We start from the raw sequence: 23,727 nt of genomic DNA, 5'->3' as shown, positions 1-23,727 counted from the left end.
ATGGCACATTGCACGCCATGGTGTTCGCGACCCTACAGGGAACGCTCGCGCCGAGCGGCGCAAGCGATTACGAACAGAGTTCCCCATGCGCATGCTGCCGGAGAAAAATGGCAGTCTGCGGTCACGATTCTGGCACGAGCTGACGCCGAAAGGCAGCCGTGTGGCAGACAGCAAAACGGCCGCCCAAACGGGCGGCCGGGTGTTGTTCAATCAGGCTTCAAAGCTGAGCCGCAAACTCGCGTACGGTCTTGGCCAGTACTGGATCCTGCATGGCCATATGCATCGTGGCCCGAACCAGACCGGCCTTGTTGCCGCAATCGAAACGCGTGCCTTCGAAGCGATAGGCCAGGACCTTGCCCTGCTCCGTTAACAACGCCTCGATGGCATCGGTCAACTGGATTTCACCGCCGGCGCCTGGCTTGGTCTGTTCCAGCAGTTGAAAGATGCGACCCGGCAGCACATAGCGACCGACCACGGCAAGATTGGAAGGGGCGTCCGCCGGCTTGGGCTTTTCGACCATGAAGCGGATGCGTGCGCTGCGTTCGTTGATCGGCTCGGCATCGACGATGCCATATTTGTCGGTCTGATCATGCGGCACTTCCTCCACCGCGATGACGCCAGCGTTTTCAGCATCAGCCAATTCGGCCATCTGCCGCAGGGCGCTCTTGCCGCGGTTCCAGATCAAGTCGTCAGGCAGGACCACACCAAAGGGTTCATCGCCCACCACCGCCTTGGCGCAGAGCACGGCATGTCCCAGGCCAAGTGCTTCCGGCTGGGTGACAAAGATGGCGCGCACGTTGCGCGGGAGCGTTCCCTGCACCATCGCCAATAATTCGTCCTTGCCCTTTTCCTGCAGCTTGGCTTCAAGCTCGTAGGCCTTGTCAAAGTAATCAGCAATGGCGTGCTTGTAACGGTTGGTGACGAACACCAGCGTGTCTGCGCCAGCATCCACCGCTTCGTCGACAGCGTACTGGATCAGGGGCCGATCCAGAACCGGCAGCATTTCCTTGGCGACGACCTTGGTTGCCGGCAGAAAACGCGTACCGAGGCCGGCTACAGGGAACACCACCTTGCGCAATGGCTTACTCACTCACTTCTCTCCAATGTCGTTGCGGCGAAGCGGGACTACGTTATCCGATTGTTGGGCAACGTCGCTCCAGCAGAATGATGGAAGCAGACTGGACACACAGCTGCGAAGCGCCTCTTCGTCGTACTGGTGTACGGCATCGGTGGCCTTGTCCATCTGCACTTGCAAAAGATCCCATGACACGGGCCGGTGCTGGGCCAGGAAGATCTTGTTATGCGTCGTGGCGCTGTAGTTCTCCAGCGGATGGAAAAGCTCTTCGAACAGCTTTTCGCCCGAACGCAGCCCGGTGTAGACGATAGGGATTTCGGTCCCTGGCTTCTTGCCGGCGAGACGGATCATCTGTTCGGCCAGATCACGGATCTTGACCGGCTCGCCCATATCCAACGCGAAGATCTCGCCGCCCTTGCCCAGCGCGGCCGCCTGCAGAATGAGCTGGGTGGCTTCCGGAATGGTCATGAAATAGCGCGAGATTTCCGGGTGCGTCACGGTAACCGGACCACCTGCGTGAATCTGCTGGCGGAACAGCGGCACGACCGAGCCGGCAGAGTCGAGCACGTTACCGAACCGCACCGTGATGAAATGCGTATTGGAGTGCGCGTTGAGATTCTGGCACCAGATCTCGGCGATACGCTTGCAGGCCCCCATCACACTGGTGGGATTCACGGCCTTGTCAGTGGAAATCAGCACGAAGCATTCCACCCGCATCTCGCTGGCCAAGTTAGCCACCGTGCGTGTCGTCAGGACATTGTTGCGCACCGCGGTGCGCAATTGCCCCTGCAGCATCGGCACATGCTTGTATGCCGCCGCATGGAAAACCACCTGCGGCATGACTTCGGTGAACAGCCTGCGCATGGCAACGCGATCGCCCGCATCGGCCAGCACGCTGTTGAGCAGCAGTTCCGGATAAGCCGCGCGCAGTTCCTGCGAGATTTGGTACAGGTTGTACTCGCACGACTCGACGATAGTGAGCGCATGCACGCCCAATCGCGCAACTTGCCGGCAAAGTTCGGAACCGATCGAACCGCCACCGCCGGTGATCAGCACACGACGTCCGGTCAGGGTCTCGCGAATGCGGGTCCAATCGAGCTCCACCGCATCGCGACCGAGCAGATCTTCGATCGAAACTTCCTTGATCTGATTGAACTGGGCGCGGCCGGCAACGACATCTTCAAGCTTCGGCACGGTGCGATAAGGCAATCCGGTACGGTCGCACAGCTCAACCACTTGACGCATTTCCCGCGCGCTTGCGCCCGGCAACGCAATCAGCAGCATCTGCACCGCCGCTTCTTTGGCCACATCAGGGAGCTGCTCGAGGGTGCCCAGCACAGGCTTGCCGTTGATCCGAGCACCACGCAGCGAGCGCTGATTATCGACAAAACCTACGACCATGTAGCGCGAGTCGCGATGCAGATCGCGCGCAAGCGCCTCACCTGCCCGGTCCGCGCCAACGATCAGCACACGCTGAGTCTTGGCGTTCATGAACAAATCGATGCGACTGTCCTTCCAGAAGCGATAGGCCAGACGCGGCGTGCCAAGGAACAACGCCAGTACGAAGGGATACAACAACAGGACCGAACGCGGCACGCCTTCCAGACGGCCGTAGAGGAACAACGCCACACCGATCGCGACGGTGCCGACGATGGCGGCGCGCAAGATATTCCACAAATCCGGCAAGCTGGCGAAGCGCCATACACCCTTGTAAAGCCCCGTCCATGCGTAGACCAGGCCCTGCACCGCCAGCACGATGGGAAATTCGAACAACTCGAAGGTGACGGGTAGCTGCGGATCCAGCGCATAGCGCAGTTCCTTAGCCACCCACCAGGCGAGTGCAGTGATCAGCAAGTCGTGCACGACGACTGCGATGCGAGGATGAACGATCCCTACCCATTTACGTATCGACATGATGAACCTTGTATCGATCTCGGCGAATCATGCGGCGTTTGGTTATCAGCCATATCGCCGCACCGATCGCGTAGGTGACGATGCAGGCTATTAGCCCCAACCCTGGCCTTTTCCATGCCAGCGCCGCCAGTGGAGTTGCCACTAGCAGATTCCATCCCCCATACCACGCCGCCCCTGCGGCATGTGTATGGCCCCTGCGCACAATCCATTGATAAAGATGTTCGCGATGCGCAGTGTACCAGCGACGCCCACCCAGGACTCGGTTGAGCAGAGTAAGGGTCGCATCCGTCACAAAAGCTGAACTGAGGATCAGAGCGGGCCATAGCAGCCACGTCTCAACGCGCCAGAGCATGGCGGTCAGGGCAAAAAGCAGCAATCCGATACTGCCGCTGCCTACGTCCCCCATGAAAATCCGGGCCGGCGAGCGGTTGTAACACCAGAAGCCCAGGCAGGCCGCCGCGACGCACGCCGACCCAGCAGCCAGGGCGGTCTGGTCGGCCAGCGCCGCGAGCAGCGCCAGGCCACAGGCGACGAATACGCCTTGCTGAGCCAGCAAGCCGTCGATGCCATCCATGAAGTTATGCAGATTGATACTCCACGCCCCGGCAAGCACCAGCAACGGCAGCCACAGCCAGCTCAACCCGCTAGCGATCAAGGCCACTGAGAAAAGTGCCGTCGCAAGAATTTGCACCCCGAATCGCGGCAACGCAGGCAGGGGGCTGTGGTCGTCCCACCACCCGATCCATGCCACCAGCAACACCGCCACCAGCAAAGCCAACGCAATGGTGCGAGGCCATGCAGGCTGCATATACAACAAGCATGTTGGCACCGTGATCACCACGGATACGATGATGCCGATACCACCTCCACGCGGCGTGGGGATCTTGTGGGATCGGCGTTGCCCCGGCTGGTCGTACATGCCCCGGCGATGCGCGTAAGCGATGGCTGTGCGAACCGCGCACAAGGCAATCAGGAAAGCAATCAGAACGGCGAACGCGATCGGGGCGAGACTGGCCACGACGGCATCACTCATTGGCGACACCATGAATCGGCCTGATCGTGCTCCAGCCTTTACAGCTTGGGCATTGCCAGTGATGGGCTTTGGTACCGAAGCCACAATGGCTGCAGCGATACATCGCCTGCCCTTCGAGCAGCTTGTGCGTGAGATCGCGCAGAATGAGGAAGTTCTCGCGCGCCTCACCTTCGATCTTGTCCATGGTGGCGTCAATCAGGGCCATCAGACCGCGCACCGAAGGACGTTGGCGCAGTTGCGACGTAAGGAACTCGATCGCCGGCTTTTCGCCGTCGCGCTTCTGGTACAGATGCGTCAACGCCAACACGGGCGAAATACCGTGATAACGAGCCAGGATATCGCGCAGAAAATGCTCAGCGCGCTCCATTTGCCCTGAGCGCGCATAGCTATCCAACAAGGGCGGCAGAATTTCTGGCACAAAGGCGATGTCCGCTTCGACGGCGCGCTCGTAGATATCGACAGCTTCGGCATGCTGCCCTTCTTCCGCATGCAGGCGTCCCGTCAGCATGAATGCGCGCACGCAATCGGGCTGGCATGCGAAGGCGTGTTGCAGATATTCGCGCGCTTCGGCGCGCGCACCATGCTGGCGCGACTGCTCGGCCAGTTCGCAATAGAACTGTGCGATGTTGGTGACTTCTTCCTCACCCGTCATGGTTTCAAGGCGGCGAGCGTGCTCTATCGCTTTATGCCAATCGCGTTCGTGCTGATAGATCGCGATGAGGTGACGCAGGGCCGATGGCGCGTGCGCATTCATCGCCACCAGATCCGAGAACAGCGCTTCAGCGCGATCGAGCAGACCGGCACGCATGTAGTCTTCCCCCAGTTCCAGCAGGGCGACGGTTTTCATCCCCTCGGACAAGCCTGGCCTGGAAACAAGATGTTGATGCAGCCGAATAGCCCGATCCACTTCACCACGCCGCCGAAAAAGATTACCTAACGCTAAGTGCGTTTCTACGGTGTCGCGGTTGTATTCGGCCAGCTTGAGGAACACCTCGATGGCCTTGTCCTGTTCTTCGTTGAGTAGGTAGTTCAGGCCACGGAAGTAATCGGAGGACAATTCGCTGACCTGCACACCCGAGCGGCGCACGCCAGCGCGCCGAGCTGTCCACCAGCCGCTTAGAAAAGCCGCCGGTATAAGCAAAGCCAGCAGCGGATAGAGAGCGCTCATGGGGTTTTCGATGCCTTCGTGCCCACGGCCTTTTCAGCGCGTCGTCGCTCGCGCCGATGCCGCGTAGTGACACCTAGCCAGGCGGTCAGACCACCCAGAATCCAGCCCAGTGCAAGCACCGCCAGCAAGGCAGCGCCTTTTGGCACCTGGACACGCGCAAAGCCAAGGTCGTACCCGATGAGGTCCGCATTAAGCGCCCCGAGTACTACTCCCCCGGCGATGAACAACAGCAATAGCAGCATGACGATCAGTCGCATCGGGAAACTTTACCCGATTGCCCGTAGGTGGCACAGGCGGTCTTTGCAGATTGATTCAGGCAGGATCGCGTCATTGCGCAATCCACGTAAAAGAAAAGGCAGGATCGGCCCAAGGCCGCCTGCCTGTCGGATAAGCATTGAGCGAGGAAAGATCAGCCTTCCTGCTGTTGTTCCAGATGCATGTTAACGCGCTCTCTAAGCTCCTTGCCGGGCTTGAAGTGCGGCACATGCTTGCCGGGCAAAGCCACGGCATCGCCAGTCTTGGGGTTGCGACCCATACGCGGCGGCCGGTAATGCAAGGCAAAGCTGCCAAAACCACGCACCTCGATACGCTCGCCAGTAGATAAAGCCTGGCTCATCTGTTCGATCACGTTTTTGACCGCCAGCTCAACGTCGCTAAACGCAAGATGGGTTTGGCGCCTAGCCAGCGCCTCAATCAACTCGGATTTGGTCATGGGTCCCCAATGTCCGTGACGTGGAACGAGGCGGGGCGGCGAACCGCCGCCCCGCTGCAGGCACTAAATCAATCAGCCTTGTTGAGCTGCTCTTTCAGCAGCGCACCAAGCTTGGTCGTGCCACCCGACGCGGACGAATACTCGGCCATGGCGTCTTGCAGCTCTTCCTCGTCCTTGGCGCGGATCGACAGCGACAGCTGACGGCCCTTACGGTCCATCCCGGTGAACTTGGCTTCGACCTTGTCACCCACCTTCAGATGCTGAGTGGCATCGTCGATGCGCTCCTTGGCGATATCGCTGGCGCGGAGGTAACCCTCGACGCCGTCGCCCAGGTCGATCACCGCACCCTTGGCGTCCACTTCCTTCACGGTACCGTTGACGATGGTGCCGCGCGTATGGACGGCCATGAAGTGGCCGAACGGATCCTGTTCCATCTGCTTGATGCCGAGCGAGATGCGCTCGCGCTCCGGATCAACGGCGAGCACCACGGCTTCGATCTCGTCGCCCTTCTTGAAGTTGCGAACGAGGTCTTCGCCGGAAGCCTGCCAGGAGATGTCGGACAGGTGAACCAGACCGTCGATGCCACCGTCCAGACCGATGAAGATGCCGAAGTCGGTGATCGACTTGATCTGACCGGACACCTTGTCGTTCTTCTTGTGCATCGCTGCGAACGCTTCCCACGGATTGGAACGCGTCTGCTTGATACCCAGCGAGATGCGGCGACGCTCTTCATCCACGTCCAGCACCATCACTTCGGTCTCGTCACCAACCTGCACAACCTTGGCCGGATTGACGTTCTTGTTGGTCCAATCCATTTCGGACACGTGGACCAGACCTTCGACGCCCGGCTCGATCTCAACGAAGCAACCGTAATCGGTGACGTTGGAGACCTTGCCGAACAGACGGCTGCCGACCGGGTAACGACGCGAGATGTTGACCCACGGATCGTCGCCCAGCTGCTTCAGGCCCAGGGACACGCGGTTGCGCTCGCGGTCGTACTTCAGCACGCGAACATCCAGCTCGTCGCCAACGTTGACGACTTCGGACGGATGACGCACGCGCTTCCACGCCATGTCGGTGATGTGCAACAGGCCGTCGATACCGCCCAGATCCACGAACGCGCCGTAGTCGGTGAGGTTCTTGACCGTACCCTTGACCACTGCGCCTTCGGTCAGGCGTTCCAGCAGCTTCTCGCGCTCTTCGGAGAACTCGGTCTCGACGACGGCGCGGCGGCTGACGACAACGTTGTTGCGCTTGCGGTCCAGCTTGATGATCTTGAACTCGAGCGCCTTGCCCTCGAGGTAAACCGGATCGCGCACGGGACGCACATCAACCAGCGAGCCCGGCAGGAATGCGCGGACGTCCTTGATGTCGACCGTGAAGCCACCCTTGACCTTGCCGGAGATCATGCCGGTGATGGTCTCTTCCTTGTCGAACGCCTGCTCGAGGTCGTCCCACACCATCGAACGCTTGGCTTTCTCGCGGGACAGCTTGGTCTCGCCGAAACCGTCTTCGAGTGCATCGAGGGCAACCTTCACCTCGTCACCCACCTGCACTTCCAACTCGCCCTTCTCGTCCTTGAACTGCTCGATCGGGACGATGCCTTCGCTCTTCAGGCCGGCGTTGATCACGACGACGTCGTTGCGGATTTCCACAACGATACCCGTGACGATGGCGCCCGGCTTCAGCTTGGAGATGGCCTGTTGGCTCTGTTCAAACAGCTCGGCAAAACTTTCAGTCATGTTGATTCCGTAAATAAGAAAAGGCCCTAGCCCCGTTGCGCGCCGTCGGATGTTTGCGCAAGGGAAGGCCCACCGGTTGTGGGTGTTTCGGGATTACTCCCTGGCACCGTTGACCCAAAACTTCATGCCGCGACATGAAGCACCAAAGCCGCCGTGACCGCTTTACGGCTTCACGACGGCCAGAACTTTAGCGACCACGTCTTCGATCCCCATGCCGGTGGTATCGACCAGCAGTGCATCGGCGGCGGGCTTGAGCGGCGCAACAGCTCGCGAGGCATCGCGGGTGTCACGCGCTTCAATTTCGCTCTGAAGGGATGCAAGTGTAACGCTCAGTCCCTTTTCCTTCAACTGCTTATAGCGTCTTTTTGCCCTTTCGGCGGCGCTGGCGGTCAGGAACACTTTGAACGGTGCATCGGGAAAGATCACCGTCCCCATGTCCCGCCCGTCGGCCACCAGCCCGGGCGCCTTGCGGAAGCTCAACTGCAGGTCTACCAAGGCTTTGCGGACGGAAGGGATCGATGCAATCGCGGACGCTGCCGCCCCGGCGGTCTCGGTCCGCAGCTCATCCGTGGCATCATGGCCATTGACGATTACCCGCGTTTCGCCATCATTAGGCGCCGCCCGGAAGTGGATTCGGGTGGATTCGGCGCAGCGGGTGACTGCTTCGGCATCGGACAGATCCAGTCCGGCCGCCCCTGCCGCATAGCCCACGGCACGGTAAAGCGCCCCCGAATCCAGTAACCGCCAGCCAAGATGTTCGGCGACCAGCCGGCTGATGGTGCCTTTGCCAGATCCGGATGGTCCGTCGATGGTGAGTACGGGCGCAGGCGGACGTGTTTGCATGGAGTGACCTGATGGCACGGGAAGTGCTTAGCTTAACGCGTTTACAGGGGTTCCAAGCGCATGCTTTCCAGCTCTCAACCGACCACTCTCCCGTACCAGCCACCTGCCATGAATGATCTCCAACGCGAGTTCGAGCAAGCCGCTGCGGACATCAAACAACTACTGCACGAACGCCCGGACAACGACACGCTGCTAAGGCTTTACGCGCTCTACAAGCAGGGCAACGGTGGCGATGTCCATGGCTGCGATCCAGGTTTCTTCGATTTCATAGGTACCGCCAAGAAGGAAGCCTGGACGTTGTTGAAAGGCATGTCGCAGGACGAAGCCCGGCGGCAATACATTGCACTGGTACGACAATTGCTGACCTGAGCTTCACCTGCCCTCCCGGGACCACTTGCGCCCAAGGCGCATAGCAGGCACATTCATACGATCGTTTGAAGACGGCACCGTATGGATTACCCCCACCTCTTCGCTCCTCTCCCGCTGGGCCGCATCACCCTGCCCAACCGCATCCTGATGGGTTCGATGCACACCGGGCTGGAGGACAAAGCTGCCGACTTCGACAAGCTGGCCGCCTATTTCGCCGAACGCGCCCGCGGTGGCGTGGGCCTGATGGTGACCGGTGGCATCGCACCGAGCATCGAAGGCTGGCTCAAGCCATTTGGCGGCCGCCTGACTATGCCCTGGCACAAGCCGCGACACCGCAAGATCACCCATGCCGTGCATGCCGAAGGCAGCCGCATCTGCATGCAGATCCTGCACGCCGGACGCTATGGCTACCATCCGCTCTCGGTAGCACCGTCGAAGATCAAATCACCCATCACGCCGTTCACACCACGTGCGCTCAGTGCGCGCGGCGTCGAACGCACCATCAACGATTTCGTCCGCTGCGCGAAGCTCGCCCAAGATGCGGGCTACGACGGCGTCGAAGTGATGGGTTCGGAAGGCTATTTGATCAATCAGTTCATCGCCGCACGCACCAATCAGCGCAGTGATGAATGGGGTGGCGATGCAACACGACGGATGCGTTTTCCCACCGAAATCGTGCGTCGCATGCGCGCTGCGGTCGGTCCGGACTTCATCATCATCTATCGACTGTCGATGCTCGATCTGGTCGAAGGTGGACAGGACTGGCAGGAAATCGTGACGCTGGCCAAGGCTATCGAAGCGGCTGGCGCCAGCATCATCAACACCGGCATCGGCTGGCACGAGGCGCGCGTACCCACCATCGTCACCAGCGTGCCGCGTGCTGGCTTCGCTTGGGTGACGAAGAAGCTGAAAGGCGAAGTATCGATTCCGCTGATCACCACCAATCGCATCAACATGCCTGAGGTGGCTGAGCAGATTCTTGCCGGCGGCGAAGCTGACATGGTTTCGATGGCAAGACCGCTACTTGCTGATCCGGATTGGGCGACCAAGGCAAAAAACGGTCGCAGTGAGCGCATCAACACCTGCATCGCGTGCAATCAGGCTTGCCTTGATCACGTCTTCCAGAATCAACGCGCCAGTTGCATGGTCAATCCGCGCGCCTGCCATGAAACCGAACTGCAGATTGCCCCGACACAGACGCGCAAGCGTATCGGCGTCATCGGCGCTGGCCCTGCTGGTCTGGCTTGCGCAACGACGCTTGCCGAGCGCGGCCACGATGTGACGTTATTCGATGGCGCCTGCGAAATTGGTGGCCAATTCAATTACGCCAAGCGCATTCCCGGCAAGGAAGAGTTCCACGAAACACTACGCTACTTCCGCAATCGGCTCGCGGATGTCGGCGTGCGCATGCGTCTGGGCGAAATAGCCGATGTCGCCTCGATTACCGCGTCGAACTTCGACGACGTAGTCGTGGCAACCGGCATCACGCCGCGCAAAGTGAGCTTTCCGGGCAGCAACGATCCACGCGTATTGAGTTATCTCGACATCCTTGCCCACAACAAGCTGGTGGGACATCGCGTCGCCATCGTCGGCGCTGGCGGCATTGGTTTTGACGTGGCCGAATTCCTGACCGAACACGCACCTTCGCCCACCATGGACGTGGAACGTTGGACGCGCGAATGGGGTGTCGACATGCAACTGGCGCAACGCGGTGGCTTGACCTCGCCACAACCGGAAGCACCGGCGAGGCAAGTGTGGTTGCTTCAACGCAGCGAAGGACGTCCCGGCGCACGCCTGAACAAGACCACCGGCTGGGTCCATCGCGCCACACTGAAGAACAAGCAAGTCACGATGCTCGGCAACGTCACCTACGAACGCTTTGACGATGACGGCTTGCACATCACGGTGGATGGCGAAGCTCAGGTCCTTCCCGTCAATCACGTGATCATTTGTGCCGGCCAGCAGCCAAACCGGGCGCTGGCCGATGCACTGATCGCCCAGGGACAACGCGTGCATGTGATTGGCGGGGCTGACGTAGCGGCCGAACTGGACGCCAAACGCGCCATCGCTCAAGGCACACGACTGGCTGCAGCGCTTTAACAAAGCGCTATAAGTCGTTATCTGGGAAGCAGAAAAGGAAGCGCCCCGCTAGCGACGCGTCGGTATTGGCTCTGGGGAGGGATGCCGAATACCGCGGGGGTAGCGTCGCTGCGGGGCGAGGGTCAGCGGCACTCGGGGGGAGGGGGGTAAGTGCCGCGACAGGGACTATATTATGATCGACGCGATACAGAATCAAATATATATTTGAGGCCCCATTTATACGAAAGTCATATATGTTTGATTTTCGCCAACTGCGTTACTTCATCGCCGTCGCCGAGGAGCTGAGCTTCACCCGCGCGGCACAGCGCCTGCACCTTTCGCAGCCGCCGCTCTCCCAGCAAATCCAGGCACTTGAGCACGACCTGGGTATCCGCCTGCTGGAACGCGACAAGCGCAATGTCACCCTTACCGAGCCCGGCAAGCTGTTCCTGGAACATGCCCGGCAGATCCTGGCCATGGCCGATGACGCCCGCATCCAGGTGGCCGAGGCTGCGGCCGGATACAGCGGCCATCTGCGGCTGGCCTATACGGTTTCGGTGTCGTTCCATCCTGCCCTGCCCCAAATTTTGATCCGGATGGGCCAGAACGCGCCCAATGTCCGGATCTGGCTGAGCGAGATGTATACCGAGCCCCAGTTTGCCGCGATCCGCCAGGGCCAGATCGATGTCGGCCTGGTGCGCGATGTGCCCAATCACGAAGATGACGCATACGCCTTGCGGATAGACGTGATCGACCGCGAACCGCTGCTGCTCGCCCTGCCTGAAGGTCATCGCCTGGCCAGCCGCAAGCAACTGGAACTGGCCGAGGTGGCTGGGGAGCCGTTCGTGATCCAGCCGCGCGAGCTAGCCGCAACGCTATACGATCGCCTGGTCCGGCTGGCCGCCAAAGCCGGATTCCATCCTGTGGTTCGCCAGCAGGCCCAGCAGCTCAACGGTTTGCTGGCGCTGGTCGCGGCCGGTATCGGCATGGCTTTGGTGCCAGCGAGCATGCAGGCCGTCAAACTGGCAGGTGTCAGCTACGTGCCCCTGGCCGATCCGGATGCCTATCTCCTGCTTGCAGTAGCCAGCCGGGCCGAAAGCCCCTCGCCGGTGGTTTCGCAGTTTCTCGAAACGGTCGCCGACGCCAAGGCTTCCCTGGGCTTGTGATAAGTGATTCAAATCGTTATACTTGCGCGCTGTCTTTGACTCATCTCGTTTCAGGAGCCTGCCGTGAAGGTGCTTTCCTCTTTGAAGTCCGCCAAGCAGCGGCACCGTGACTGCAAGGTTGTGCGCCGTCGCGGCAAAGTGTTCGTGATCTGCAAGAGCAACCCGCGCTTCAAGGCGCGTCAGCGTTGATTGCTATCGCGAAGACCTAAAAGAAGCCGCTTTAACAGCGGCTTTTTTTATGGCTGTATCAAGCCGCCGCAAGGCGGCTTTTTCATGCTCAGGAATCATCATCCAGCTTGCTGCAAATACGCCACCAAGCCGCGCGTCAACTCGGCCTTGAGTTCCTTCCCGGAGAGCGGCAGCACGGTATGCCATAACGAGTTGCTGTCGAGCGCATAAGCTTCCATGGCGCTACCCGCCGAAAGCAACGCAAACTGTAGCGCCCGACGCGGAGATGGATGCCGAATCGCTGCACTGAAAGGCAGTAGTGCGTCGACGATCACGTTGATGTTTTCGGCAATATGTAGCCGCGCCTCCCTGACGAATGCCTCGTCCTTGTCGTTGTCCATGAATCGCACCAGGGCCCGCAAGAAACGCGGATGATGTCGGTATTGCTCAAACAGGGCACTGATCACCCTCGCCACGGTGGCTTCCAAGGTCTCGCATTGCACCGCCTTGGCGATGGCGTCGCGATTCATGTCGTTGCTTTGGCTAAGGACGTGCAGGAAGGTGGCACGCAGAAGTGCTTCCTTGTCTACGAACCGGCGATAGACACTGGCCGGTGCCACCTTGGCAGCCTTGGCGATCTTTGGAACGGTAGCGCCATCCAGCCCCTCTTCTTCCAGCATCTTCAGGGTGGCTGCAAGCAAGCGCTCCAGGGTGTCCCGGCTGCGCTGCTGCTTGGGTTCGTGGTGCGTAACAGCTCTAGGCATCGGCGTGTTCTGGACAACGGCATCGCAAATATGTAAATGTAAATTTACATTTACTTTCCAGAGATTTCAATGGATCTGCATCCATACATCGGCACAGCACAGGTTGTCCTGGCGATTGCGCTGGTCGTGGTATTTCCCTTGATCGATCTGCCGACCCTGCAGCGCCTCAAGCGCTTCAGCAGCGAATCCGCGCGCCTGGCCTTTTATCGGCGCGGCGTCATTGGGACTTGGATAGTTACCGGGGTGACTGTATCGCTAGCGCCGCTCGACACGTTGCTGGTGACTCCACGGCATCCTGGCGATCTTCCTTGGCTGGATGGCCGGCCACTCGTCTTCGCGCCGCTTGTAGCGGTCATTGCCCTGCTCTTCCTCTGGATACTGTGGCCCAGCATCAAATGCCTGTTCGATAAAGGCACTCGCAAAACCTATCTCAAGGCCTACCGGTCGTCGTTCATTCGCTTCATGCTGCCCGTCTCCCGTCGGGAGCGAGCGTGGTGGGTGCTGTTGAGCGTAACGGCAGGTGCATGCGAGGAACTGCTGTACCGGGGCTTCCTGCTCCAATATCTGCGCGGGCATCTTGCAGAGGGCCCTTCCCTCGCTTTGCTGCCCGCCTGGCTGCTTAGTTCTCTGGCTTTCGGTATCGGGCATATCTACCAAGGCAAGCAAGGCGTGATCGAAACAACCACTGCAGGCCTGGTGTTCGGCATGCTCGCCATTCTCTCCGGAAACCTGATCCTGCCGATCCTGATACATATCGTGGTCGATCTGCGGATCTTGCTGATCTACAACCCTGCGGAAGATGATCCGGCGAATGCTCAAGCTCTCATCAGAGGCTTCAATCCCCGATCCGACTGACCACAAAAAAGCCGGGCTTCGATATCGAAGCCCGGCTTATCTTTTGAACGACCCGCCGGTTTGGCGGATCTTGCTGATCACTCGTAGCTGACGCCCGTGATTTCGTAGCGCTTGACGCCGTTGGGCGCCTTGAACTCGAAACTGTCGCCTGCGCTCTTGCCGATCAAGGCGCGAGCAATGGGCGAGGACACCGCAATCAGGCGCTGCTTGATGTCGGCTTCCAGGTCGCCCACGATCTGATAGGTCACCGACTCGCCACTGTCTTCATCTTCCAGTGCAACTGTGGCGCCAAAGACCACCTTGTTGCCCGCAGCAAGCCGCGAGACATCGATCACTTCCGCGGTGGACAGCGCCGCTTCCAGCTCGGCAATGCGGCCTTCGATAAAGCTCTGCTGCTCACGCGCGGCGTGGTATTCCGCGTTTTCCTTCAGATCGCCATGAGCACGTGCCTCGGCGATGTCCGCGATGACCTTCGGGCGCTTGACCGATTTGAGGTGATCCAATTCACCCCGCAAACGCTCTGAACCAACTTTGGTGATGGGGGCGCGACTCATGCGCTCAGCTCCTTGTGAAGTTCCTGCAGGCTGTGGACTTCGCCGGTATCGTGGAAATCCAGTGAATGCACCAACGCACGGGCACCTGCGACCGTGGTCGAGTACGTAACGCGGTGCTGCAAGGCCTCGCGCCGGATCGAGAACGAGTCAGCAATCGCCTGCTTGCCCTCGGTGGTGTTGACGATATAGACGATCTCGCCGTTCTTGATCAGGTCGACGATATGTGGCCGGCCTTCAGCCACTTTGTTGATGCGTTCGCAGGTCACGCCGTGTTCGGTGAGGTAGCTTGCCGTACCGGCTGTAGCGACCAACGTGAAGCCGCGCGATGCGATGCCCTTGGCGACCGGCAGCAGGCGATCCTTGTCGGCATCACGCACCGACACGAACACCTTGCCCTTCGGCGGCGTCTTGATGCCGGCAGCATCATGACCGCGCGCAAACGCGGCGCCGAAGCTACGGCCCACGCCCATCACTTCACCGGTGGAGCGCATTTCCGGCCCCAGAATCGGATCGACGTTCTGGAATTTCAGGAACGGGAAGATCGCTTCCTTTACCGAGTAGTAGGCCGGAATCACCTCACGCGTCGTACCCTGCTCGATCAGACTGCGGCCAGCCATGCTGCGCGCGGCGATCTTGGCCAGCGGCACGCCGGTGGCCTTGGATACGAACGGCACGGTGCGTGAAGCACGCGGATTCACTTCCAGGATGAACACCGTGTCGCCCTGGATGGCGAACTGCGTATTCATCAGGCCGATCACCTTCAATTCCTTCGCCATCAGGCCAACCTGGCGGCGCAGTTCATCCTGGACCGCTGGCGTGAGCGAATACGGCGGCAGCGAGCAAGACGAATCGCCCGAGTGCACGCCGGCTTCTTCGATATGCTCCATGATGCCGCCAACCAGCACGTTGCCATCCTGGTCCGCAATGATGTCGACATCGACTTCCACCGCGTGATCGAGGAAGCGGTCGAGCAGCACTGGTGAATCGTTCGACACCTGCACCGCTTCGCGAATGTAGCGCGACAGATCGGCGTCGTCGTACACCACTTCCATCGCACGACCACCCAGCACGTAACTCGGACGCACCACCAGCGGATAACCGATCTCGCGCGCCAGCGCCAACGCCTCATCGGCATTGCGTGCCGTGCGATTCGGCGGCTGGGTCAGGCCCAGCTTGGTGATCATCTGCTGGAAACGCTCACGGTCTTCGGCCAGGTCGATCGAATCCGGCGAGGTGCCGATGATCGGCGCACCGGCCGCTTCAAGCGCACGTGCCAGTTTCAGCGGCGTCTGGCCGCCGTATTGCACGATCACGCCCTTGGGCTTTTCCAGGTCGACAATTTCCAGCACGTCTTCCAGGGTCAGCGGCTCGAAGTACAGGCGATCGGAAGTGTCGTAGTCGGTCGAAACCGTCTCCGGATTGCAGTTGACCATGATGGTCTCGAACCCGTCTTCGCGCAGCGCCAATGCAGCGTGCACGCAGCAGTAGTCGAATTCGATGCCCTGCCCGATGCGGTTCGGACCACCGCCCAGCACCATGATTTTGTCACGGCTGGTCGGATTGGCCTCGCACTCTTCCTCGTAGGTCGAGTACATGTACGCCGTGGTGGTGGCGAACTCGGCGGCACAGGAGTCCACCCGCTTGTACACCGGGCGCACGCCCAACGTACGGCGCAGGTGGCGAATGGCGGCTTCGTCCGTCTTGATGAGTTCGGCCACGCGCGCATCGGAGAAGCCCATGCGCTTCAGTTCGCGCATGCGTGCTGCATCGAGCGCGGTGATACCTTGCTCCTGCACGTCCTTCTCGGTCACCACGATGTCTTCGAATGCGGCCAGGAACCACGGATCGACGCGACTGAGGTCGTACACTTCTTCCAGGCTCAAGCCTGCGCGGAATGCATCTGCCAGATGGAACACGCGGTCCGGGCGGGGCTCGCGCAGTTCGCGCTTGAGCGTGGCCAAACCGGCTTCGCTAGCGATATCCAGACCCGTCGGATTCAAGCCTGTCTTGCCAATTTCCAGACCACGCAGCGCCTTCTGCAGCGACTCGTGGAAGCTGCGGCCGATCGCCATCACCTCGCCCACCGACTTCATCTGCGTCGTGAGGCGCGCGTCCGCCTGCGGGAATTTCTCGAAAGCGAAGCGCGGGATCTTGGTGACTACGTAATCGATGGTCGGCTCGAACGATGCCGGCGTCAGGCCACCGGTGATGTCGTTCTTGAGCTCATCCAGCGTGTAACCCACGGCAAGCTTGGCTGCGATCTTGGCGATGGGGAAACCGGTAGCCTTGGAAGCGAGTGCGGACGAACGCGACACGCGCGGATTCATCTCAATCACTACCACACGGCCGGTCTCGGCATTCACGCCAAACTGCACGTTCGAGCCGCCGGTATCCACACCGATCTTACGTAGCACCGCGATAGAAGCATCGCGCAGGCGCTGGTATTCCTTGTCGGTGAGCGTCTGTGCGGGCGCAACGGTGATGGAGTCACCGGTGTGCACACCCATCGGATCGAGATTTTCGATCGAGCACACGATGATGCAGTTGTCCGCCTTGTCGCGGACCACTTCCATCTCGAATTCTTTCCAGCCGAGTACGGACTCTTCGACGAGTACTTCGTGCACCGGCGACAGTTCCAGACCGCGCTTGACGATCTCTTCGAATTCTTCCTTGTTGTACGCGATGCCGCCACCCGAACCGCCGAGCGTGAAGCTGGGGCGGATGATGGTCGGATAACCGACGGTGGTCTGGATCTCGACCGCTTGTTCGAACGAACGCGCCACCGCCGCCTTCGGGCATTCCAGTCCGATCTCGGACATCGCCACGCGGAACAGCTCGCGGTCTTCGGCCATGCGAATGGCTTCGCGGGATGCGCCGATCAATTCGACGTTGTACTTTTCGAGCACGCCATTGTCGGCAAGATCAAGCGCGCAGTTGAGGCCGGTCTGGCCGCCCATCGTCGGCAGCACCGCATCCGGGCGCTCCTTGGCGATGATGCGTTCCACCGTCTGCCAGTTGATCGGCTCGATGTAGACCGCGTCTGCCGTTTCCGGGTCGGTCATGATCGTCGCAGGATTGGAGTTCACCAGGATGACCCGGTAGCCCTCTTCCTTTAGCGCCTTGCAGGCCTGTGCGCCGGAGTAGTCGAACTCGCAGGCCTGACCGATGACGATCGGACCCGCGCCAATGATGAGGATGGTCTTGATATCGGTACGCTTGGCCATCTCAGCGGGCCTCCTGCATCAGCTTGGCGAAACGTTCGAATAGATACCGGATGTCGTGCGGCCCTGGACTTGCCTCCGGGTGACCCTGGAAGCAGAACGCAGGACGGTCGGTAAGTGCGAAGCCCTGCAGCGAGCCATCGAACAGCGAGGTGTGCGTCACGCGCACGTTGGACGGCAGCGTTGCGCCATCCACCGCGAAGCCGTGATTCTGCGAGGTGATCAGCACGCGGCCGTCGTCATGATCCTTCACGGGATGGTTCGCACCGTGATGGCCGAACTTCATCTTCAGCGTCTTCGCGCCCACCGCAGCACCCATGATCTGGTGACCAAGGCAGATACCAAACAGAGGGATCTTCGCGGCGAGTAATTCGCGCGTGGCCGCAATCGCGTAATCGCAGGCCGCCGGATCACCGGGGCCATTGGACAGAAACACACCGTCCGGCTTCATCGCCAGTACGTCGGCCGCCGGGGTCTGCGCCGGCACCACTGTGATTTCGCAGCCGCGCTCGGCGAGCAGGCGCAGGATGTTGCGCTTCACGCCAAAATCGTACGCCACCACCTTGAAGCGCTTGGCCGGCTGGTTGAACGACGTGCTGTCCAGATTGTAGACGCCTTCGTTCCAGCTATAGGGCTTGTCGACACTGACCACCTTGGCCAGGTCCATGCCGTTCAAGCCGGGGAATGCGCGTGCCTTGGCTAGCGCGGCATCGACGTCGATCGATTCACCAGCGACGATGCAACCGTTCTGTGCGCCCTTATCGCGCAAGATGCGGGTGAGGCGCCGCGTGTCGATGCCGGCGATGGCCACGATGCCATGACGCTTGAGGTAATCGGGCAGGCTCTCGGTGCTGCGCCAATTGCTCGCGCGGCGTGGCACGTCACGGACAATCAGGCCGGCGGTGTGCACGGCGGCGGATTCTTCATCCTCGACGTTGCAGCCGGTGTTGCCGATGTGGGGGTATGTCAGGGTGACGATTTGTCGGGCATAGGAAGGATCGGTAAGGATCTCCTGGTAGCCCGTCATCGCCGTGTTGAAAACGACCTCGCCAACGGTCTCACCAGTCGCGCCCACGGCTTGGCCGTGAAACACGCTGCCGTCTTCGAGGGCAAGCAGAGCGGAAATGGGCATGGGGCCGCCTTTTAGGTGCAGCAAGGTCCGCAAGCCGCATCAAGCAGGCTTGTGGACCTTGGGTCAAAGAAAGTCTCGGGCGGGTTGAAATGATAGGCGGCAAGGAGCTTTCTGTCCACCGAAACGAATATGAAAAATTCCACCGTGGCGCCGCATGCGCGACAACCTCGCGCTAGACTGACAATAACTTGGCTCCCAAAGTTACGAAGCTCCATGAACGCAACAGCTCTGCTCGATCCCGTCCGGCTGGACCGCCCGGATACTGATATACGGAAAGAGCCCTTCCCGTTCATGATCGCTCACGGCCAGCTGCCCGACGAAGCGCGCACCGATTTGGAGCGCGACTTCCCCAGGTACGCCAGCGCCGGCTTCTTTCCGTACGATCCTGCCGACTGCGGCCCATCCGTGAACGCGCTGGTCGAGCAGATGACCACGCCCCAATTCGCCGTCGCCATCGGTCGTCACCTCGGAATCGACAACCTGGGGCAATACCCCACCCTGGTCACCCTGTGCCGCGCCCTGAACAAGCGCCACGGCACCATCCACACCGACAGCCGCTCCAAGGTCGCCACAGCCCTGCTCTACTTGAACACGCAATGGCCCGATACCAGCGATGGCTGCCTGCGCTTTCTCAACAAGATCGACAACATCGACGATCTGGCTGCGCCCGAGCTCAAGCCGCTCTATGGCGAGTTCGCCGTGTTCAAGCGTTGCGACAACTCCTTCCATGGCCACTTGCCGTACGAAGGCGAACGCCGCGTGATCCAGGTGGCCTGGCTTACCAGCGAAGAGGAAAAACTGCGCAAGACCAAGCGCGGCAAATTCTCGCGTGCATTCAAGAAACTGTTCGGAGTGCTCGACCGCAAGCTGGGTGCCGACCGGGATCGCAACGCGTCGCATAAGACCCGTGACGCGTAAGAGCCTATCTACGCGCCAGACGAAAACCGCAGACTGGCTTTAGCGGATATACCAGGCGACAAAAGCCGCAAATACTGCATAAAGCAAAGCGACCGGAACGAGCTTGCGGCCATCGACATCGCCGCGGCGGAACAGCCACCCTAGATAGATGATCGCGACGGCAGTCAAAACACCTGCCACGATCAACGGCGCATCAAACATCCACGGTGTCGCAAACAATGCCAGCGCACTGGGAATAGTGGCCTGAATCATCATGGCACCGGAGATATTGGCCAATGCAAGACGCTCCTTGCCCTGCCTTACCCAGATCAGCGCGTTCATCGTCTCCGGCAGTTCCGTTGCCACCGGGCTCAGCACCAGTGCGATCAAGTGTGGCGGCATGTGCGACGCCACGCCAATCGTTTCGATCTGCGAAACAAAAATGTGGGAAGCGTAGGCAATCACCCATAGCGATACCGATGTTTGGATGATCACCATCACCAGCGATGGCACCGCCGAACGTGGCTGGAATTTCAGTGGCTCCAACGCTTCGTCATGTTCGGCGCTATCTTCGCCCCTCAATTCGCGCCAGACGTAGAGTGCATAGGCGACAAGGAATAGCACCCCAAGCCACGGCTTGAACGCAAAGGCAATGAGGCCAAGCCCGCACTTCACGACGAAAATCGACAGGAACCACGACTGATCCCGTGCCAACCGCGCATGATCCACACGCACGCGGTTGTCATGACGTCCCAATCGACGCCGATTGAACCAAAGGGCGACGCCGACAACGGCGTACGCGATCGTAGCAAGCACCAGAGGGCCGCCGAGCGCCGCACCGACACCGATATCGCGGATTTCCGGCGTACGACCCAGCATCACCGCGACAAAGGTCACTGCACTTTCTGGCAACGCCGTGCCGAACGCCGCCAGCACCGTACCGGTCGCTGTGGCACCGAAGTTCAGCTTCTGTCCCAGCCATTCGATGCCGTTGACGAAGTACTCGCACGCCAGATAGATGATTCCGGCGGACAGCAGGAACAGCAGCGCTGTGATCAGCATGAAAGATTCCGGGCCGGGCGAGCGAGAAAACCATTGGCGCACGCACGCAGCTCGCCCGGCCAGGGTGAGTCGTGTCGTGGCCAAAGGTCTCGCCGGACCACCGCAGAGAGATCCTCTGCGATAACCATTCGCGCCATGAAGCACGAGGCTTCAAGTATGTTGACGCGAATTCCTCATGACATCGCCAGACGGCTGGATGCTATGAGGATGGCTACTCCCCAATGACGTTGCGGCGGATGGTACAGGCGCAAAGGTTTGCGGACAAGCCATCGCCAAATCTTGAGTAATACCCTGAACAAACCCGACCCGGCACTCCCCTGCCTCGCAGGGGAGTGTGGGTTCCCAGCAATCAGGCTTTGCGACTGCGTTCCTGCAGCATGTCGTCGATGCTGTAGGCGCCAGGCTGGCGAGCTACCAGCCACGCCGCCGCTTCCAGCGCGCCGCGCGCAAAGATCGAACGATCCGTGGCGCGATGGCTCAGCTCCACGCGTTCGCCATGGCCAAGCAACAAGGCAGTGTGTTCGCCGACAACATCACCGCCGCGCACGACCGCAAAACCAATACTGCCGCTGCGTCGCGCACCGGGACGGCCTTCGCGCACATACACGCCATCCTTTGCTAGCGTGGTACTGCGCGCATCAGCAGCAGCGTGGCCAAGTGCTAGCGCCGTGCCGGAAGGCGCATCTTCCTTGCGGCCATGATGTGCTTCGACAATCTCCAGATCCCAGTCGGGCAATGCTGCAGCAGCTTCGCGCAGCAAACGCGTCAATACCGCGACGCCAAGGCTGAAATTGGCTGCACGTAAAACAGCGGTGCTGTTGGTTGCATCATCGAGCTTCGCTTCAAGCGCTGCGTCGATACCGGTTGTGCCCGTGACAAGCGCAATACCGTTTGCGGTGCAATGTGCCAACGCCACAGCCAGTCCTTCCGGACCACTGAAGTCGATGACGACATCCATGGACGGCGCATTTTCCCAGTTATGCGAATAGCGCAACGAAGTCGAAAGACCTGCAAAAACGGGGGTGCCGTTGTGCTCGGATCCTGCGGAAACCACCGCGTGCACGAGTTCAAAGCGGCGATCCTCGCGCAGCAGCGCAAGCAGAGCCTGGCCCATGCGACCGGAAGCGCCGTTGATGGCAAGGCGGATTGGTTGGGGCATGTACGCACTTCCTAAAGCTCTTGTTCCCTCTCCCCTGTGGGGAGAGGGAGCAAACAATCGGCGGATTAGGACGTCACACGCGACCAGAATTGCTTCACGCCATCCACCCAGGTCTTGGCTCGCGGCGTATGTTCATGGGCATCGCTGTCGGCGAAGGTAGCTTCCAGTTTTTCCAGCAACTCGCGCTGTTCACGCGTCAGACGCACAGGCGTTTCTACCACCACACGGCATACCAAGTCGCCGGTGCGGCCACCGCGTACGGATTTGACGCCGCGTCCGCGCAAGGTGAATTGCTGGCCGGTCTGCGTTTCCGGTGGAATGGTGATACCTACCTCGCCTTCCAATGTCGGTACTGCCAGTTCCGCGCCCAGCGCTGCCTGCGCAAAGCGGATCGGCAATTCGCAATACAGATTGTTACCTTCTCGCTGGAAAATCGCATGCTCGCGCACGCGCACTTCCACATACAAATCGCCCGGCTCGGTGCCGGCCGGACCGGCTTCGCCCTGCCCGGTCAGGCGAATGCGATCGCCGTTGTCGACACCAGCAGGAATGCGTACCGACAACGTGCGGGTTTCTTCCAAATGACCTTCGCCATGGCATTGTCTGCACGGCTTTTCGATAGCGCGACCGCTGCCGCCACAATGCGGGCAGGTCTGCTGGATCGAGAAAATGCCATTCTGCATGCGAACGCGACCATGCCCAGCGCAGGTCTTGCACTGCGCGGTTTTGCCGTCATCCGAGCCGGAGCCGTTGCAGTGATGGCAATTGACCTGGGTGGGAACGTCGAACTTCCGCTCGATGCCGAATACGGCTTCTTCGAGATCAAGTTCCATGATGTAGCGCAAATCGGAACCACGGCGTGGACGCCCGCGGCCACCGCCACCAAAGATGTCGCCAAAGATGTCCCCGAAGATATCGCCCATGTCGCCGAAACCGCCAGCGCCACCACGGCCACCACCCATGCCACCTTCGAATGCAGCGTGACCGTACTGGTCGTACATGCTGCGCTTCTGAGCGTCGGACAGGACTTCGTAGGCCTCTTTGGCCTCCTTGAATTTTTCCTGCGCGTGCGGATCGTCCGGGCAACGGTCTGGATGATATTTCATCGCAAGTCGGCGGAAGGATTTCTTCAGCTCGACCTCGGCTACCGAACGTTCGACACCCAGGACTTCGTAATAGTCACGCTTGCTCATGCTTGATCCGCGATTCGATGCGGCGATCGGGAATGAACCACATCGCTGCCACCGTGGCATAAAGTAGACACGACACCCACGGCGCCACGAACGCCAGCAGAATGCCACTCAGATATATGGCGACGGCCACCTTGCCTTTCCAGTCGCTGCCGAGCGCCTGCGCCAGCATGGAGGTTTTGCCCCCGTTAGCGCAGATCAGACTGTATTGGAGTGGCTGCCAGGCAATGGCGCACATCAGCAGCACCATACCGTAGATCGCCACGGGAACCTTGGCAAAGTGGTTTTCGCCCATCCATCCGGTCGTCACAGGCATCAGCGACAACCAGAACAGTAAATGCAGGTTGGACCACAGCACACTGCCATTCACCTTTTCGGCAGCATGCAGCAAATGGTGATGGTTATTCCAGTAGATGCCGACGTAGATAAAGCTCAGCACATAGCTCAGGAATACCGGCCACTGCTGGACAAGCACATCCCAGCCGTCGCCGTGCGGCACCTTCAGTTCCAGCACCATGATGGTAATGATGATGGCGAGTACGCCATCACTGAAGGCCTCGAGCCGCCCTTTTTCCATCGCCTTCCCTCCAAAGGCAACGAGCGCCCGCAAAGCGGACGCTCGTT

22 protein-coding genes and 1 riboswitch are annotated in these 23,727 nt (G+C 60.2%); of the genes, 6 read left to right on the top strand and 16 right to left on the bottom strand.

The genetic code is table 11. The features are described 5' to 3' along the window. Positions 1 to 217 precede the first annotated feature (217 nt). The 8 genes from galU to cmk all read right to left on the bottom strand — a co-directional run bounded on the left by galU (position 218) and on the right by cmk (position 8,487). Positions 218 to 1,090, bottom strand: a complete 873-nt coding sequence (gene galU / locus ISN74_RS08950; RefSeq protein ID WP_188798994.1) for a UTP--glucose-1-phosphate uridylyltransferase GalU — start codon at positions 1,088 to 1,090, stop codon at positions 218 to 220. Continuing rightward, positions 1,091 to 2,992, bottom strand: a complete 1,902-nt coding sequence (locus ISN74_RS08945; RefSeq protein WP_425488846.1) for a polysaccharide biosynthesis protein — start codon at positions 2,990 to 2,992, stop codon at positions 1,091 to 1,093. After that, the gene (locus tag ISN74_RS08940) at positions 2,976 to 4,022 is read right to left on the bottom strand and encodes a glycosyltransferase family 4 protein (RefSeq protein WP_188798992.1); all 1,047 of its coding nucleotides are present in this window, start codon (positions 4,020 to 4,022) and stop codon (positions 2,976 to 2,978) included. Before ISN74_RS08940 ends, ISN74_RS08945 begins: the two co-directional genes overlap by 17 nt. Then, positions 4,015 to 5,190 (bottom strand): lipopolysaccharide assembly protein LapB, encoded by a 1,176-nt coding sequence (lapB, locus tag ISN74_RS08935; protein WP_188798991.1) that lies wholly within the window; start codon positions 5,188 to 5,190, stop codon positions 4,015 to 4,017. Before lapB ends, ISN74_RS08940 begins: the two co-directional genes overlap by 8 nt. Next, positions 5,187 to 5,447, bottom strand: coding sequence for a lipopolysaccharide assembly protein LapA domain-containing protein (locus ISN74_RS08930; RefSeq protein ID WP_188798990.1), 261 nt, complete (start codon positions 5,445 to 5,447; stop codon positions 5,187 to 5,189). The genes lapB and ISN74_RS08930 overlap by 4 nt, the downstream gene beginning before the upstream one ends. Before the next feature lie 152 nt (positions 5,448 to 5,599). Further along, positions 5,600 to 5,962, bottom strand: coding sequence for an integration host factor subunit beta (locus ISN74_RS08925; RefSeq protein ID WP_188799578.1), 363 nt, complete (start codon positions 5,960 to 5,962; stop codon positions 5,600 to 5,602). Positions 5,963 to 5,970: 8 nt separating this feature from the next. After that, on the bottom strand, positions 5,971 to 7,644 hold the full coding sequence (gene rpsA / locus ISN74_RS08920; protein WP_188798989.1) for a 30S ribosomal protein S1: 1,674 nt from the start codon (positions 7,642 to 7,644) through the stop codon (positions 5,971 to 5,973). A 162-nt stretch (positions 7,645 to 7,806) separates the two neighbouring features. Further along, a complete protein-coding gene (gene cmk, locus ISN74_RS08915) occupies positions 7,807 to 8,487 on the bottom strand; it encodes a (d)CMP kinase (RefSeq protein ID WP_188798988.1) in 681 nt (226 codons plus the stop codon). Positions 8,488 to 8,595: 108 nt separating this feature from the next. Here cmk and ISN74_RS08910 point away from each other — a divergent pair, with 108 nt between their 5' ends. The 4 genes from ISN74_RS08910 to ykgO all read left to right on the top strand — a co-directional run bounded on the left by ISN74_RS08910 (position 8,596) and on the right by ykgO (position 12,290). Further along, the gene (locus ISN74_RS08910) at positions 8,596 to 8,856 is read left to right on the top strand and encodes an acyl-CoA-binding protein (protein WP_188798987.1); all 261 of its coding nucleotides are present in this window, start codon (positions 8,596 to 8,598) and stop codon (positions 8,854 to 8,856) included. Positions 8,857 to 8,937: 81 nt separating this feature from the next. Next, positions 8,938 to 10,956, top strand: a complete 2,019-nt coding sequence (locus tag ISN74_RS08905) for an NADPH-dependent 2,4-dienoyl-CoA reductase (protein WP_188798986.1) — start codon at positions 8,938 to 8,940, stop codon at positions 10,954 to 10,956. A gap of 233 nt (positions 10,957 to 11,189) precedes the next feature. Continuing rightward, on the top strand, positions 11,190 to 12,101 hold the full coding sequence (locus ISN74_RS08900; protein ID WP_188798985.1) for a LysR family transcriptional regulator: 912 nt from the start codon (positions 11,190 to 11,192) through the stop codon (positions 12,099 to 12,101). Positions 12,102 to 12,164: 63 nt separating this feature from the next. Further along, a complete protein-coding gene (gene ykgO, locus ISN74_RS08895) occupies positions 12,165 to 12,290 on the top strand; it encodes a type B 50S ribosomal protein L36 (protein ID WP_008215056.1) in 126 nt (41 codons plus the stop codon). Between the two features lie 98 nt (positions 12,291 to 12,388). Here ykgO and ISN74_RS08890 read toward each other — a convergent pair whose 3' ends face one another. After that, positions 12,389 to 13,033 carry a TetR/AcrR family transcriptional regulator gene (locus tag ISN74_RS08890; RefSeq protein ID WP_188798984.1) on the bottom strand — a complete coding sequence of 215 codons (645 nt, stop codon included), beginning with the start codon at positions 13,031 to 13,033 and terminating at the stop codon, positions 12,389 to 12,391. A 138-nt stretch (positions 13,034 to 13,171) separates the two neighbouring features. On the opposite strand from ISN74_RS08890, the gene ISN74_RS08885 reads away from it, so the two are divergent. Continuing rightward, entirely contained in the window at positions 13,172 to 13,888 is a 717-nt protein-coding gene (locus ISN74_RS08885; protein WP_188798983.1) for a CPBP family intramembrane glutamic endopeptidase, read from the top strand. A gap of 77 nt (positions 13,889 to 13,965) precedes the next feature. Here ISN74_RS08885 and greA read toward each other — a convergent pair whose 3' ends face one another. From greA to carA, 3 genes are read right to left on the bottom strand one after another with little or no spacing between them, the layout of a single operon-like run. Continuing rightward, entirely contained in the window at positions 13,966 to 14,442 is a 477-nt protein-coding gene (gene greA / locus ISN74_RS08880; protein ID WP_188798982.1) for a transcription elongation factor GreA, read from the bottom strand. Then, positions 14,439 to 17,666, bottom strand: coding sequence for a carbamoyl-phosphate synthase large subunit (gene carB / locus ISN74_RS08875; protein WP_188798981.1), 3,228 nt, complete (start codon positions 17,664 to 17,666; stop codon positions 14,439 to 14,441). The genes greA and carB overlap by 4 nt, the downstream gene beginning before the upstream one ends. Before the next feature lies 1 nt (position 17,667). Continuing rightward, the gene (gene carA / locus ISN74_RS08870) at positions 17,668 to 18,795 is read right to left on the bottom strand and encodes a glutamine-hydrolyzing carbamoyl-phosphate synthase small subunit (RefSeq protein ID WP_188798980.1); all 1,128 of its coding nucleotides are present in this window, start codon (positions 18,793 to 18,795) and stop codon (positions 17,668 to 17,670) included. 213 nt (positions 18,796 to 19,008) lie between these two features. Between carA and ISN74_RS08865 the strand changes: the two genes are divergently transcribed. After that, positions 19,009 to 19,713, top strand: coding sequence for a 2OG-Fe(II) oxygenase (locus ISN74_RS08865; protein WP_188798979.1), 705 nt, complete (start codon positions 19,009 to 19,011; stop codon positions 19,711 to 19,713). A gap of 39 nt (positions 19,714 to 19,752) precedes the next feature. Here ISN74_RS08865 and ISN74_RS08860 read toward each other — a convergent pair whose 3' ends face one another. From ISN74_RS08860 to ISN74_RS08845, 4 genes are all read right to left on the bottom strand, one after another. Continuing rightward, positions 19,753 to 20,754 (bottom strand): sodium:calcium antiporter, encoded by a 1,002-nt coding sequence (locus ISN74_RS08860; protein WP_188798978.1) that lies wholly within the window; start codon positions 20,752 to 20,754, stop codon positions 19,753 to 19,755. 105 nt (positions 20,755 to 20,859) lie between these two features. After that, a riboswitch (yybP-ykoY riboswitch) is annotated at positions 20,860 to 20,986 on the bottom strand. Between the two features lie 117 nt (positions 20,987 to 21,103). Next, the gene (gene dapB, locus ISN74_RS08855) at positions 21,104 to 21,913 is read right to left on the bottom strand and encodes a 4-hydroxy-tetrahydrodipicolinate reductase (protein WP_188798977.1); all 810 of its coding nucleotides are present in this window, start codon (positions 21,911 to 21,913) and stop codon (positions 21,104 to 21,106) included. 65 nt (positions 21,914 to 21,978) lie between these two features. Further along, complete coding sequence (gene dnaJ / locus ISN74_RS08850) at positions 21,979 to 23,106, bottom strand: molecular chaperone DnaJ (RefSeq protein ID WP_188798976.1); 1,128 nt, start codon at positions 23,104 to 23,106, stop codon at positions 21,979 to 21,981. Then, on the bottom strand, positions 23,093 to 23,680 hold the full coding sequence (locus ISN74_RS08845) for a TMEM175 family protein (RefSeq protein WP_188798975.1): 588 nt from the start codon (positions 23,678 to 23,680) through the stop codon (positions 23,093 to 23,095). Before ISN74_RS08845 ends, dnaJ begins: the two co-directional genes overlap by 14 nt. Positions 23,681 to 23,727: the final 47 nt, after the last annotated feature.

The organism is Dyella caseinilytica (assembly GCF_016865235.1).
Lineage (GTDB): Bacteria > Pseudomonadota > Gammaproteobacteria > Xanthomonadales > Rhodanobacteraceae > Dyella_B > Dyella_B caseinilytica.
Note: the sequence above shows the minus strand (reverse complement) of the source record. Positions and strands in the feature narration are given on the sequence as shown.

What these genes read in the sequence shown, in the direction of transcription:
- ISN74_RS08940 (WP_188798992.1), bottom strand. Translation starts at nt 4,022, where the DNA reads ATGAGTGATGCCGTCGTGGCCAGTCTCGCCCCGATCGCGTTCGCCGTT.
- lapB (WP_188798991.1), bottom strand. Translation starts at nt 5,190, where the DNA reads ATGAGCGCTCTCTATCCGCTGCTGGCTTTGCTTATACCGGCGGCTTTT.
- ISN74_RS08930 (WP_188798990.1), bottom strand. Translation starts at nt 5,447, where the DNA reads ATGCGACTGATCGTCATGCTGCTATTGCTGTTGTTCATCGCCGGGGGA.
- rpsA (WP_188798989.1), bottom strand. Translation starts at nt 7,644, where the DNA reads ATGACTGAAAGTTTTGCCGAGCTGTTTGAACAGAGCCAACAGGCCATC.
- cmk (WP_188798988.1), bottom strand. Translation starts at nt 8,487, where the DNA reads ATGCAAACACGTCCGCCTGCGCCCGTACTCACCATCGACGGACCATCC.
- ISN74_RS08910 (WP_188798987.1), top strand. Translation starts at nt 8,596, where the DNA reads ATGAATGATCTCCAACGCGAGTTCGAGCAAGCCGCTGCGGACATCAAA.
- ISN74_RS08905 (WP_188798986.1), top strand. Translation starts at nt 8,938, where the DNA reads ATGGATTACCCCCACCTCTTCGCTCCTCTCCCGCTGGGCCGCATCACC.
- ISN74_RS08900 (WP_188798985.1), top strand. Translation starts at nt 11,190, where the DNA reads ATGTTTGATTTTCGCCAACTGCGTTACTTCATCGCCGTCGCCGAGGAG.
- ISN74_RS08890 (WP_188798984.1), bottom strand. Translation starts at nt 13,033, where the DNA reads ATGCCTAGAGCTGTTACGCACCACGAACCCAAGCAGCAGCGCAGCCGG.
- greA (WP_188798982.1), bottom strand. Translation starts at nt 14,442, where the DNA reads ATGAGTCGCGCCCCCATCACCAAAGTTGGTTCAGAGCGTTTGCGGGGT.
- carB (WP_188798981.1), bottom strand. Translation starts at nt 17,666, where the DNA reads ATGGCCAAGCGTACCGATATCAAGACCATCCTCATCATTGGCGCGGGT.
- carA (WP_188798980.1), bottom strand. Translation starts at nt 18,795, where the DNA reads ATGCCCATTTCCGCTCTGCTTGCCCTCGAAGACGGCAGCGTGTTTCAC.
- ISN74_RS08865 (WP_188798979.1), top strand. Translation starts at nt 19,009, where the DNA reads ATGAACGCAACAGCTCTGCTCGATCCCGTCCGGCTGGACCGCCCGGAT.
- ISN74_RS08860 (WP_188798978.1), bottom strand. Translation starts at nt 20,754, where the DNA reads ATGCTGATCACAGCGCTGCTGTTCCTGCTGTCCGCCGGAATCATCTAT.
- dapB (WP_188798977.1), bottom strand. Translation starts at nt 21,913, where the DNA reads ATGCCCCAACCAATCCGCCTTGCCATCAACGGCGCTTCCGGTCGCATG.
- dnaJ (WP_188798976.1), bottom strand. Translation starts at nt 23,106, where the DNA reads ATGAGCAAGCGTGACTATTACGAAGTCCTGGGTGTCGAACGTTCGGTA.
- ISN74_RS08845 (WP_188798975.1), bottom strand. Translation starts at nt 23,680, where the DNA reads ATGGAAAAAGGGCGGCTCGAGGCCTTCAGTGATGGCGTACTCGCCATC.